A 12,067-nucleotide genomic window follows, 5' to 3' on the forward strand; every position below is an offset into this window, starting at 1 on the left:
ATGAGAGTTTGGCAAGGGTAGAATTCACGTCATCAAAAGTATGCTATTCTATTGGCTTACTGCCGTCGAGGAGGTCGGCGTCTTGTCCCGCCAATCGCTCCTCATTCACTTTGTCTTCCAGATGACGATCTTTGGACACATCCATAACAGGCGGCGTAAATTCCGTAGTCTCTTTCTTGGTTCTGGACTTCGCTTTGGTCACAGTTTTATTGGTTTTGTCAGGCTTAGCACTTGACTGGTCCGTGATTGTCTTGAGCGTTCCGTCAAACGCATTTTGCAAACGCAAGCGATAGATTGGCTCCGGCAATGTAAATCCGCCTGCCTCCAAAGCAGACTTCACGGTATGAATAGCCTGGCTGCGAGCTTTGGCGAAATCAGTATGCGTCTGATCTACCCAGCCATAGAAATCGAGAACGATATTAGAATCCCCCACTGTTTTGATAATCGCAAACGGCTCGGGATCATTTAGAACAAATTCGTGGGTCCGCAGCGCGTCCATACCAACTTGTATCGCCGAAATGGGATCATCATCCGCATCGACACCCAATTCAAATTCAAACCGTCTTTCAGGGTTAGTCGTGTAGTTAAGTATGATACCCTTAAAAACAGTCGAGTTCGGAATACGCAAATGATTGCCGTCCACAGTCATCAAGATCGTCGCACGAGAGGTTAGCCTGACGACAATGCCCTCTTTATCATTGATAACGACATGGTCTTTGGCCCGAAATGGCTGACGCAAGCTAAGCATGATTGACGAAATATAATTTTCAAGAGAGTCGCGCACAGCGAAACCGATTGCGATACCAACAACGCCAGCCCCGCCTAAAATGGTAGCAACAAAGCCCGATGCACCCACAAGGTTTAGCGCAATGATCGCGCCAAGCACCCAGAATGCCAGACGTATGATTTGTGAAAATATTTCGGCCAAAAAAGGATTGGGCGCAATCTTTTGCCACAGACTTTTTCGCCGTGCGAGCCAGCCACCCAGCAGAACGAATGACAAAAATACAATGAAGGACAACAAGATTAGCGGCAGTGCTCTAACGAATTTTTTGCTGTTGACGTTTACGCTTTCGATGAATGGCGTCACATTTCCTCGCACATCCAGAGTACGGTTTATATTATCTTCAATCGTCACAACGCCCGCCGTTCGGATCGCAATATCGCGGGCATCCTGAGCTGCCGCATCATTGGCGACTTCGCCGGAGAGCGTAACCACGCCCGCATCGACAGCAACCACTACGCCGTCAATCGCTTCAATTTTTTCGAAGATAGTAGAGATACGGTCTTGGATTTTTTGATCCGTAGTGTCTTGGGGGCTCAACGCAATGACGGGTTCGGGATCTTCGACAGGCGGTGTATTAGGGACTTGCGCCAATGCCGAGGCAGAATAGATCGCCCAGATAAGACCGACACAACACAGATAAATAAAACGCAAGATAAGCTCCTTTCTAGAACCTCACGATAATAACTCTTGAGGAACCCGTTAGTGCCATTCGTCTAGCAAATAATTACACGCGTTGAAATGTGAAGAAGTGGCCCGTGCGGCCCTCGCGTAGCGCTTTTTTTAGATAACGCGTTTCGGGCCAGTCCTCGCCTCGCATGCGCCAATCAGACACTTGCGTTGGCGACCAACTAAATCCGCCATGCCGATAAAACCGCGTCATCGCCCAATCGACATAGTGCAAAATGTCACTGCCGAAGCGCAACTCTCCACCTGGCTTAATCACGCGGTGGAGTTCTTGTATAAATTCAGTTCGCAGCAAACGTCGTTTGTGATGGCGCGTTTTGTGCCAAGGATCAGGAAAGAGGACGAAGACTCGATCCAGCGCACCGTCAGGGATAAGCGACAACACGTCTCGTGCATCCCCGCGATGCAGGCGTAAATTCGTCATTGCATGATCATTGATCCCCTTGGTCGCCTTCGCAATACCATTGAGGAACGGCTCAACGCCCAGCAGAGAAACATCGGGATTATGTTGCGCCTGCCAGATCAAATGCTCCGCCGCGCCAAAACCAATTTCCAGCCAAAGCGGCCCTTCAAGGCCCGCAAACGGATTTCGGCCTGCCTTAATATCGGGACCGACATCAAATTTTGGAAAGACATCATCCATCAATGCCTGTTGCCCAGCCGTCAGAGCTTTGCCCTTGGCGCGTCCAAAAGTTCGGAATTTCTGAGTATCTCGATTAAACATAGCGCCCGCTCATAGAGCGCGCGGAACTATGTGAAAAGCAAAAAAGCCAGGTCAGCCTAGCTGTCGTCTTTCTCAGCATCTTTAGCGAGCGAACGTGCAAGCTCCAGAATTTGACGACGCACAGCTTTATTCTTGATTTGACTGACCGCTTTGGCCAAGGCCACACCGTCCGACGAATTAATAAAATCGTAGACGATTGGCATTTGATCGTCTTCACCAAACTCTGCGTGATCAATTCCGTCAGACAGCCCATCAAAGAAAAACCCGATCGGCACATTCAGGACGTCGGAGATTTTCCATAGACGGCTCGCGCCGATACGGTTCGAGCCACGCTCATATTTTTGAACCTGTTGAAATGTAACTCCGAGTTGATCTCCGAGTTTTTCTTGGCTCATTTTCATCACTTGACGGCGGAGGCGAACCCGCGTGCCAACATGAATATCGACTGGATTGGGCGACCGAGGCCCCTTAACTGCTGTCATAGATTTCATCCCTTTATGTTCGGTGCTGTGGTGCCCCCACCTGGAACGAACAAAATATTAAGTGCGACGCAGTCCCAACCTGCGTCTGGTGAAAAGGTGTATGCAACTTATTAATGAATTGATCAAGGCAATGATAAAAGTGACAAGTGATGTTGCCATTTTTGCATCCAAACTTTTAGGTAGAACTGTATCAATATGAAACGCGTCATCCATATTTATCTGCGTCACAATTTGTCCGTATGGGTCAATCATTGCGGAGAGACCGTTGGACGCTGAACGCACTATGGGCAGCCCCTCTTCTATCGCGCGGTAACGCGCAATATTAGCGTGCTGCGCTGGGCCCCAAGTTTTTCCGTACCACGCGTCATTTGTTTGATTAATAATTAATTGCGCCGGACGCACAGCATCTCTGGGCGTCAGCCCTGGGAAGTCGGCCTCATAACAAATTTGCGCGCTCACTCTCGGCAGTCCAGGAATATCAATAAGAGTTTTTTCGGGGGCAGCTGAAATCGACGCGAGCGCTGTCGAAAATACGGGGAAGTTATAGGATTCCAACCATTTGCCGCCCGGGAAAAATTCACCAAATGGCACTAATCGGTGCTTGTCATTCACAGCGACAATCGCGGGATAACCACCTGCATCAAACTCCACCGCAACTGAACTATTATAATAATTCGTGATAGGTTCTCCGCCGCGTGGATGTGGCATGATTTCAGACCGCAAAGAATTCATAATCCAAACGGGCGGCGAATTATCCACGGATAGCAAATCGCGCCCCATCGCATTTAATAGCGGCGCATTATCCATAGCCAGTCCATTGACCGCACCCTCTGGCCAGATGACATGCGTCACATCCTCCGCGCCAGGTGCGATGGAGGCGGTTAGGAATTGATTAACTATAGCATTGGATTTTTCGGCATTAAACTTGTCAGCTTGCGAGAATGGAACGCTCACGAGGCGAATATTAACATTTGGCACGGTCTCAGTCTTTGCGTCCGACAAACGGACATGCCCGAACCCGTATAATCCTGCCAATATTAGTCCGGACAACGCTGCCCCTACCAGTCGTGTTTTGGCAGTGAACAATAAAGCCACAGACCCGCTGAGGAACAACACTACCCAACTTAGCCCGTAAATATTGCCAAGACTGGCGAATTGCGATGGGCGTGAACCTGCCTCAAAAATATAGCCCGGCAAGTTCCAAGGAAAGCCTCCAAACGCATGACCTCTTGCCAATTCTGCCAGCATCATCGCGGCTGAAAATGCGATCACTGCGGATAAGCCAGTAAGCCGCCAGCGTATAAAAACCCCACCCGCTAAGCCCCAAAATACGGCCAGCAATGCCGCGAGCGCCAAGACGGCGGGCGGCATGATTGGAATAAATTCTGGCCCCCGCGCAATAAAGGCAGACCCAACCCAAAATATACCTGCGCCGAAAAACCCAAGCCCCTGCCAAAATGCGGTGCTGAGGCCCGCTTTAAATTGTGGGTTGGTCTGCCCGACAAGCACAAGTCTTAGAAATAAGAGGGCAAAGCTGATCAGGCCCAACGGCCAAAGATGCAGAGGGGCAAACGCAAAGACAGCCAGTGCGCCGCATAAAAAACCAATCCCACGACCCATCCAACCTTCGTAGCGTAGCCAGAGTGGCGCAGCGAATGTCTCGCTCGTCATCTTGGCGGGTGTCATGGGTTAGCCATCGACAATCGTATCCTGGCTTTCGTCAAATGCTGGAGTTTTGTCGTCATTACGACTAACATCATTGATCCGCAAACGCTTCACGCGACGGGGATCAGCATCAATCACTTCAAATTCTAAACCGCCGGGATGCAGCACAATCTCGCCGCGTTCGGGGACGCGCCCCGCAATCCGAAAGACCAGCCCGCCCAGAGTATCGACCTCGTCTTCTTCGTCATCGGTTGCGAAATCTCGGCCGAGTGTCGCCTCAAAGCGGTCAATCGTAATCCGCGCATCAGCCTCCCAAACGGAACGCCCACCCTTGCCAGTCACGATTTGCACTTCTGGTTCAATCTCGTCATGCTCATCGTCAATATCGCCCACGATCGGTTCGATCAGGTCTTCAATCGTCACAAGGCCATCTGTGCCGCCATATTCATCGACTACAATCGCCATATGTGTCCGCCGCGCCTGCATCCGCCGCAAGAGGTCTTGGGCGAGCATAGACGGCGGCACAAATAGGACCGGACGGCGAATATATTGAATGACTTTTTTGTTGGGATACGTTTTCCCGCTGCGCCCTTTGGCGTCCAGCATTAAGTAGGGCAGCACATCTTTGATATGCACCATGCCTATCGGTTCATCCAAAGATTCGCGATAAACAGGGACGCGCGAATGGCCCGCCTCCTTCAACGCCGCTGACAACTCGGTTAGGGTTGCGCTGGTTTCAACGGCGACAATATCTGCGCGTGGCACCATAACGTCTTCGACGCGCAAAAGGTGAAATCGTTCCGCCGCGTGCATCATCAATTTTTGAGCCGCCGCATTTTCCTCACCCTTGGTCGGAACAGCTTCGGCATTTGCATCCGCCGTCTCTCCGCGACGGAATAATTTCCCGAGTAAACTCGGCGATGGTTCGTCATTGCTCATAGTCGTTCAAGCGTCCTGATTTTCATATGGATTGTCAATGCCCAAGCGCTGCAGTGCGCGAATTTCCAAAGCTTCCATAATGTCGGCCTCATCTTTGTCTTCATGGTCATAGCCCTGCAAATGCAAATAGCCGTGAATGAGTAAATGACTGGTATGTGCGGCAAATGTTTTATCCGCCGCCTCCGCCTCGCGGGCTACCGTTTCAAATGCCAGGATAATATCGCCCAGCAGCGGGCCGTCTTGCGGAAATGACAAAACATTGGTCGGCGTGTCTTTGTGGCGGTAATCGCGGTTGAGGACTTGCACATGGGCGTCGTCTGAAAACACAACTGACAATTCGCCCGTTCGCGCATCCGTTAGAACAGCTTGAGCCGCGTCAATCGCAGCCGCCACGTCTAGCTCCGGCCAGTCACCAGCTTGGAACAATACGTCAATGTCAGGGGGCGTCTGGGCCATGCGTTTTTAGGTCTTCGCATCCTTGTCGTAAGCGTTAACAATTTTGCCTACGAGCGGGTGACGTACGACGTCAGAGGCCAGAAATTCGATTTGACTGATGCCTTTGATGTCTTGCAAGATTGTCAAGGCGTGGGCGAGGCCAGAGATTTGGCCATGCGGCAAATCAGATTGGCTTGGGTCGCCCGTCACAGCGTATTTCGCCCGTTCGCCTAGACGGGTCAGCACCATCTTCATTTGTGGAATTGTCGCGTTCTGCGCTTCGTCAATCACGACGAAGGCGTCTGATAATGTCCGTCCCCGCATGAAAGCCAGTGGCGCAACTTCGATATCGCCAGCCGCGCGGCGACGGTCCACTTCATCGCGACCCAAAACCGCATGAAGCGCATCCCAAATCGGCTGCATATAGGGATCAACTTTTTCGTTCATGTCCCCCGGCAAGAAACCCAATCGCTCACCCGCTTCCACCGCAGGGCGGCAGGCGATGAACTTTGCGACTTCCCCACGCGCTAGCAATGACGCGCCGTAAGCAGTGGCCAGAAAAGTCTTACCCGTTCCCGCTGGGCCTACCCCGAAACAGATCGTATCGTCGCGCATGGCGTGAATAAATTTTTCTTGGCGCGGCGTCTTTGGTACAATCGGGCTGCGGCGCGGGAAGGGAATAATCGCATCGACCTTGGCCGCTTTGACTTTCCCTGTACCCATAGCACGGATCAACGCGCGAATGTCAGAGGGCCCGCACGGCCAACCGCGCTCTAGCCGTTGGTAGATTTCCTTGACCAACTCACCCGCACGAGACCTACTCGGCCCATCGCCATTGATATGAACCGCCGCCCCAGGTGCCTCGATATAGACCCCAAAGGCCTCCTCGATCAGCGCCAAATGCGCATGGTTAGGCCCGCATAATTTGCGCACCAAATCAGCGTCGTTAAATTCAAATATTTCAGTTTGTTTAGACATGAGTTCCAGATAGGGAATGTTGCGGCAGATTACTAGCCATGATCATGGCGCCAAATGCCCCACCAAAGAGTTCCGTCCTGCATCTGTGATCACCACATTCACGATTTGGCCGACCAGTTCTGCGGGGCCGTCAAAGTGAGTGCCTTGGAGGTAGGGCGAGCGACCGAAGAGTTGGCCATCTTCGCGGCCTGTGCCTTCGACCAAGACTGATAATGTCCGCCCGATTAAGGATTTGTTGAAATCATGCTGTTGCGTGTAGAGCAAATCTTGGAGGCGTTTGAGCCGCTCTGATTTTATAGCCTCAGGGACCTGTCGCGGCATAGATGCGCCGGGTGTGCCAGGGCGAGTCGAATATTTAAACGAGAAGCTGGAGCCGTAGCCGATCTCCTCAACGCAGGCCATTGTCTGCTCAAAATCGGCATCGGTTTCCCCTGGGAAGCCCACGATGAAATCACCTGACAGCGCAATGTCTGGCCGTGCCGCGCGTATTTTAGCAATTAATTGCTTATAATGTTCGTAGGTGTGATCACGGTTCATCGCGCGTAAAATCTTATCACTGCCTGCTTGGATCGGGAGATGAAGATACGGCATAAGCTTTGGCTCTGCGCCGATAACTCGAATTAATTCATCGTCCATATCGCGTGGGTGGGACGTGGTGAACCGAATACGATCAATACCGCCGATGAGCGCCACATGTTGGATCAATTCGCCTAAGCTCCAGTCGCGACCATCTGGCCCTTCGGCGGAGTAAGCATTGACGTTCTGCCCGATCAAAGTGATTTCCCGCACGCCTTGGCTCGCCAGCGAGCGTGCTTCTGCCACGATTTGCGAAACAGGGCGGGAAACCTCCGCACCACGTGTATAGGGAACGACACAGAAGGTGCAGAATTTATCGCACCCCTCTTGGATCGTCAGGAACGAACTAAACCCCTTGGGCTTACGGGCTTCTGGAAGTTGGTCGAATTTTTCTAAAGTATCAAAATCCACTTCCAGCACATCACCTGTTTGGCGATGCACTTTGGCAATCATTTCAGGCAACTTATGGTAGGTCTGCGGCCCCAGCACCATATCAACGACGGGGGCGCGGCGCATAATCTCAGCCCCCTCTGCTTGCGCGACGCAGCCTGCAACGGCGACTTTCATATCGGGCTTATTGTGCTCTTTGTGCTGCCGAATACGGCCCAGCTCGGAATAGACTTTGTCCGCAGCCTTCTCGCGAATATGGCAAGTATTGAGAATGACGAGGTCGGCATCATCAGGCTTATCGACAGGCGCGTATCCGATGGGCGACAGCACATCCGCCATACGCTCGCTGTCATAGACATTCATCTGACAACCATAAGTCTTGATGAAAACCTTTTTGGTCGGCGTAACATCCAGGGTTGCGCCGTCTGCGGCTTTCGCAATGACAGGCGCATCAATATCTCGCGCTTGAGTATGGCTTAGAGGTTGTGAGGTAACATTGCCGTCCGCAGCTGTTGTGCCAGCTTTTGGAGCGTCAACGTTACGGGACGCGTTTTTATCGCGCGGTAACAGGACGGTCATGTGGTAACTCTCATTGGTTTCGTGCGCGGGCTATAGCGGGGAGTTGGGAGCGGCGCAAGTTTGCAATATTTGAATAAATGTAATTATATAGCTTTATGAGAGGGCTAGTTTCATTTGTATTATTTTTCTTGTTCGCATTACCCGCACAGGCCTGTATGTGTTTTTATGACAAAAACATATCCGACTTTTCTGAAGAAGTAGATGCTGTCTTTCTTGCATCACCTGTTGGAACAAATTTTGTAATCGGCACGTTCAACAAGCAAACAGCAACACGGTTTAAAGTCTGGAAGACATATCAAGGCATAACATCAGGTTATGTTGATTTGGATGTCAACGAAAACACAAGCTGCGCAGCTACTTTTCCGATGAATCAGTCATCCATTATCGTAACTCGAAAGCCTGCAGCTCGCACTGGAGTTACGACATCTATGACCACATTTGGACCTAAATCAAAAAGTAGTAAAGTTGAAAAAAAGACTGATTATTGTACGGCCTATCTCTTCTCGCGCCAGCAATGGCTCGATTATTTTGAGCTCGATATAGATGCGCCCTCAGAAGGGCTTTGCTTACACAAAATCAAACGGGCTTATGACACGGAAGTTTCTGTTGGCGCGTTTAAATTAGACGAAAAATGTAAAGTTTTCAAAAAAAGCTATGACGCAAAGTTTCGCGTCAAGATCATCGAGGACTAGCTACTTTATCTTCTTCCCATACAGCTCCAACCGGTGATCTACCAACTCATAGCCGAGTTCTTTGGCGATTTTATGTTGGAGGGCTTCGATCTCGTCATTGACGAATTCGATAACGTCGCCTGACGTCACGTCAATGAGGTGGTCGTGGTGGTCGGCGTCGGCGGTCTCGTATCGTGCGCGGCCATCGCGAAAGTCGTGGGTTTCGATAATGCCCGCCTCTGTGAATAAGCGCACAGTGCGGTAGACTGTCGCGAGGGAGATTTTCGGATCTACTTGGATCGCGCGAGAATATAGCTCCTCTGCATCGGGATGGTCATCCGCATCTGACAGCACTTGCGCAATGACGCGCCGCTGATCCGTCATACGCAGGTTACGTTCGGTACATTTTCGTTCAATCCAGTTTGGCATAGATAACTGATAACGCGCACAACGCTAGGCGTCCAGCTTTTTAGATAATGTCAGTGCGGCCATACGGCCTGCCGCGCGGCGATAATAGGCGGGACGACGTCCAATCCCGATAAATCCCGCTTGGCGATAAAGTGCAATAGCGGCAGCATTGTCTTCCGCCACTTCGAGGAAGAGCGCTGTCACACCGTCTGCCAACAACGCTTTGCACGCGGCATCCACCAAAGCTTTCGCCAGCCCCTGTTCGCGATGATCGGGATGTGTCGCAATCGTGAGAATTTCCGCTTGATCGTAAGATGATCGGCAAATGATGAAGCTGCTTAGCTGATCTGTCTGCGGGTCGCTTATACCAAGGCAGAGATCGTTTTGCGTGTGAGTGGCCATGTCGAGCGCGGACCAGCCGCGTTCAAAACTCCGGGCGTGAATATCCGCCATGGCGTGTGCATCAACAGCAGAGAGCGCTCTCATTTTGGGCTTTTACCACCAGGCAGTTTCGCATCTGGCGCGCGTGAATATAGCGGCACTGCGGGGTAATCAGCGGGGTCAGCGTCCATTGCGAGCCAAGCAAGGATACGCGTGTCGATATGAGTCGATTCGTAGATCGCAGCCTGCAGCGTTTCCGCGTCAGTTTCAGCCTCTTCCAATGTCATGGCGCGGGGCGGCTCTATGGCTTCGCCGTGACTGTAAGTGGCGTAGAAGACTTGGCCGCGTCGAATGTCTCGCATTACCCCCACAAGGTGATCATTTTTCGAAAATCGTATAGATTGCGCCGTCACGGCCAGTGCATCTATTCCAATTACAGGCAAGCTCCGTGGCAAGGCAAATCCCTTGGCGTAGGCGAGGGCGACTCGCAATCCAGTGAAACTCCCCGGCCCTGTGCAAACGGCGATCCGCTCAATAGCAGACGCGTCAACGCTGGCCTCAGTCAACACCTCGTCTACCATCGGCGCGAGGCGTTCGGCATGGCCACGGTTTATTTTTTCGGATATATGCCCCAGCACCCGCGCATCATCAACAAGACTGACCGAGCAATAGGCGCTCGTGCTATCCAGCCCCAAAGTCAACATGGCTTAGACCGCTTGTTCGACCGAATTTACTTCGGGAACATAATGCTTGAGCAGGTTTTCAATGCCTGACTTTAGCGTCATCGTAGAAGACGGACAGCCCGCACACGCCCCGCGCATTTCCAGATAGACAATCCCGTCCTGATCGTCGAAATGCTTAAACACAATATCGCCGCCGTCTTGCGCCACGGCAGGGCGAACACGAAGTTCGATCAGTTCTTTAATTTGCTCAACGATTTCTAAGGTGACGCCTTCATAGACTTTTTCGTCTACATCACCTGCTTGAAGCTGGTCCAAGAGCGGCACACCCCCCGCGACATAAAAATCCATAATCGCGCCTAGCACGGCGGGCTTTAGGTGCTTCCACTGCGCGTCTTCGCCGCGGGTCACGGACAGATAATCTGCTCCAAAAAACACCCGCGCGACGTCGGGAATCATAAATAACATCTCGGCCAATGGCGCACGGCTAACGTCTTCGCCTCGCGTAAACTCCATGACAGGATTGCCAGCCCCTGCCACATCGCGGCCAGGTAGGAATTTCAGGGTCGCCGGGTTGGGCGTATCTTCGGTCTGTATAAACATAGAAGCTATGTGGCGACTGTCGTTCAAATGTTCAAGAGGAATTGACCAAATGCCGCGCGCCCGCCATGTTATATATATGTGGCGAAAACGACATATCCTCAGTGCAATGCTCGCGGCAAGCTTGCTGATCAGTTGTGCCAGCGTGGCAACGCGCCTACCAGACATTAGTATGCCTGCCCTCAGCCTCGAAAAGCTGGCGCAAGAAGACATCGCTATGACGGAGCTGAATGAGCGCTCTAAAACCTTGCTCAACATCGGATATCCCGTGCTGCGGGACAATGCAGCGTTATGCCCCAAGACAAGGTTGGGCATTGGGGCGGCGACACATTCGCAAGAAGATTATGACAAGCGGCTGCGTGTGGCGAGCTTGCGAATATTGGGCGCGGGACCACGTGAGAGAATATTTCAAATTGTTGAAGGCGGCCCCGCCGATCAGGCAGGCCTAGAAATTGGCGACGAATTGCTCGCCGCAGACAACGCGCCCCTCGCCCCAGATTCTGATGTGTTCCAAGACATGCTAAAGGCGGGGCAAGCCACGCCTATCCGCGTGAGGCGGGAAGACTTTATCATAACCAAAACTGTGACGGCGAACCGTGTCTGCGATTACGACCTTAAACTATCGTCTAGCGCAGCGATCAACGCCTATGCCAATGGTCGAGCGATCACGATCACAACGGGTATGATGAATTTCGTTGAAAGCCCAGACGAATTAGCGCTCATCATCGGCCATGAGTTAGCCCATAATACGATGGGGCACATTCGCAAAATTATCGGCAATTTCATCTTGTCAGGTATGGCAACCCGCTACACTCGCCCCTTTGAGTCCGAAGCTGATTATGTCGGGCTTTATTATCAAGTCCGGGCGGGTTACTCCCCTGACAACGTCGAAGATTTCTGGCGGCGTCTGGCCAAGATAAATCCGAAATCAGTCAATCGCGCCAAGACCCACCCGACCTTCCCCGACCGTTACTTGCGCTTGGCGGCAGCGCGCGCAGAAATAGAAGCCAAGCAGGCAGCGGGGGAAATACTGGTTCCAAATTTTAAAACCGATGCGGATACTGTTTTGCCGAGCGGAAAGAAATGAC

14 protein-coding genes are annotated in these 12,067 nt (G+C 51.9%); 2 read left to right on the forward strand and 12 right to left on the reverse strand.

Features of this window, described 5'->3' with window-relative positions; all coding sequences use genetic code 11:
- Positions 1-43 precede the first annotated feature (43 nt).
- The 8 genes from AB8615_RS11210 to miaB form a co-directional block, all read right to left on the reverse strand.
- Positions 44-1,438 carry a mechanosensitive ion channel domain-containing protein gene (locus AB8615_RS11210; protein WP_409432668.1) on the reverse strand — a complete coding sequence of 465 codons (1,395 nt, stop codon included), beginning with the start codon at positions 1,436-1,438 and terminating at the stop codon, positions 44-46.
- Positions 1,439-1,511: 73 nt separating this feature from the next.
- The gene (trmB, locus tag AB8615_RS11215) at positions 1,512-2,195 is read right to left on the reverse strand and encodes a tRNA (guanosine(46)-N7)-methyltransferase TrmB (RefSeq protein WP_409432669.1); all 684 of its coding nucleotides are present in this window, start codon (positions 2,193-2,195) and stop codon (positions 1,512-1,514) included.
- A gap of 56 nt (positions 2,196-2,251) precedes the next feature.
- Positions 2,252-2,677, reverse strand: a complete 426-nt coding sequence (locus AB8615_RS11220) for a helix-turn-helix domain-containing protein (protein ID WP_409432670.1) — start codon at positions 2,675-2,677, stop codon at positions 2,252-2,254.
- A gap of 57 nt (positions 2,678-2,734) precedes the next feature.
- A complete protein-coding gene (gene lnt, locus AB8615_RS11225; RefSeq protein WP_418152390.1) occupies positions 2,735-4,363 on the reverse strand; it encodes an apolipoprotein N-acyltransferase in 1,629 nt (542 codons plus the stop codon).
- Between the two features lie 3 nt (positions 4,364-4,366).
- A complete protein-coding gene (locus AB8615_RS11230; protein WP_409432672.1) occupies positions 4,367-5,281 on the reverse strand; it encodes a hemolysin family protein in 915 nt (304 codons plus the stop codon).
- A 6-nt stretch (positions 5,282-5,287) separates the two neighbouring features.
- Positions 5,288-5,737, reverse strand: a complete 450-nt coding sequence (gene ybeY / locus AB8615_RS11235; protein WP_409432673.1) for an rRNA maturation RNase YbeY — start codon at positions 5,735-5,737, stop codon at positions 5,288-5,290.
- Positions 5,738-5,743: 6 nt separating this feature from the next.
- A complete protein-coding gene (locus tag AB8615_RS11240; protein WP_409432674.1) occupies positions 5,744-6,694 on the reverse strand; it encodes a PhoH family protein in 951 nt (316 codons plus the stop codon).
- Between the two features lie 42 nt (positions 6,695-6,736).
- On the reverse strand, positions 6,737-8,023 hold the full coding sequence (gene miaB, locus AB8615_RS11245) for a tRNA (N6-isopentenyl adenosine(37)-C2)-methylthiotransferase MiaB (RefSeq protein ID WP_409434099.1): 1,287 nt from the start codon (positions 8,021-8,023) through the stop codon (positions 6,737-6,739).
- A gap of 311 nt (positions 8,024-8,334) precedes the next feature.
- Between miaB and AB8615_RS11250 the strand changes: the two genes are divergently transcribed.
- Positions 8,335-8,931, forward strand: a complete 597-nt coding sequence (locus tag AB8615_RS11250; protein ID WP_409432675.1) for a hypothetical protein — start codon at positions 8,335-8,337, stop codon at positions 8,929-8,931.
- On the opposite strand, the gene AB8615_RS11255 is transcribed toward AB8615_RS11250, so the two are convergent.
- The 4 genes from AB8615_RS11255 to AB8615_RS11270 are packed head-to-tail and all read right to left on the reverse strand — an operon-like array spanning position 8,932 to position 10,982.
- On the reverse strand, positions 8,932-9,339 hold the full coding sequence (locus AB8615_RS11255; RefSeq protein ID WP_409432676.1) for a Fur family transcriptional regulator: 408 nt from the start codon (positions 9,337-9,339) through the stop codon (positions 8,932-8,934).
- Positions 9,340-9,363: 24 nt separating this feature from the next.
- The gene (locus tag AB8615_RS11260) at positions 9,364-9,804 is read right to left on the reverse strand and encodes a GNAT family N-acetyltransferase (protein WP_418152391.1); all 441 of its coding nucleotides are present in this window, start codon (positions 9,802-9,804) and stop codon (positions 9,364-9,366) included.
- Positions 9,801-10,403, reverse strand: a complete 603-nt coding sequence (gene tsaB / locus AB8615_RS11265; RefSeq protein ID WP_409432678.1) for a tRNA (adenosine(37)-N6)-threonylcarbamoyltransferase complex dimerization subunit type 1 TsaB — start codon at positions 10,401-10,403, stop codon at positions 9,801-9,803. Before tsaB ends, AB8615_RS11260 begins: the two co-directional genes overlap by 4 nt.
- A 3-nt stretch (positions 10,404-10,406) precedes the next feature.
- On the reverse strand, positions 10,407-10,982 hold the full coding sequence (locus AB8615_RS11270; protein WP_409432679.1) for a NifU family protein: 576 nt from the start codon (positions 10,980-10,982) through the stop codon (positions 10,407-10,409).
- A 169-nt stretch (positions 10,983-11,151) separates the two neighbouring features.
- Between AB8615_RS11270 and AB8615_RS11275 the strand changes: the two genes are divergently transcribed.
- Positions 11,152-12,066 carry a M48 family metalloprotease gene (locus tag AB8615_RS11275; RefSeq protein WP_418152392.1) on the forward strand — a complete coding sequence of 305 codons (915 nt, stop codon included), beginning with the start codon at positions 11,152-11,154 and terminating at the stop codon, positions 12,064-12,066.
- The last annotated feature ends 1 nt before the right edge of the window (position 12,067 follow it).

The organism is Litorimonas sp. RW-G-Af-16 (genome assembly GCF_048319245.1).
Classification (GTDB): Bacteria; Pseudomonadota; Alphaproteobacteria; order Caulobacterales; family Maricaulaceae; genus Litorimonas.